The following is a 266-nucleotide window of genomic DNA, read 5'->3' as shown; positions in this document are numbered from 1 at the left end:
ATACGGGGCGATCTGCTGTCGGGTATCGTCGTCGCCCTGGCGCTGATCCCGGAGGCCATCGCCTTCTCCATCATCGCCGGAGTCGACCCCAAGGTCGGCCTCTATGCCTCCTTCTGTATCGCCGTGGTCATCGCTTTCGTCGGGGGGCGCCCCGGCATGATCTCTGCCGCGACCGGCGCCATGGCGCTCCTGATGGTGACCCTGGTCAAGGAGCATGGCCTGCAATATTTGCTGGCGGCGACCCTGCTCACCGGCCTCTTCCAGAT

At 65.0% G+C, this 266-nt stretch carries 1 protein-coding gene; it reads left to right on the top strand.

Going from position 1 to position 266, the window contains the following annotated elements:
- Positions 1-266: SulP family inorganic anion transporter (locus B4920_RS26525; protein ID WP_139379698.1), on the top strand; the 266-nt coding region annotated here is incomplete at both ends.

Source organism: Zoogloea sp. LCSB751 (assembly GCF_002028455.1).
In the GTDB taxonomy this organism is placed as follows: Bacteria; Pseudomonadota; Gammaproteobacteria; order Burkholderiales; family Rhodocyclaceae; genus Zoogloea.
The sequence above is the reverse complement of the archived record's forward strand: the minus strand, read 5'-3'. Positions and strand labels throughout refer to the sequence as shown.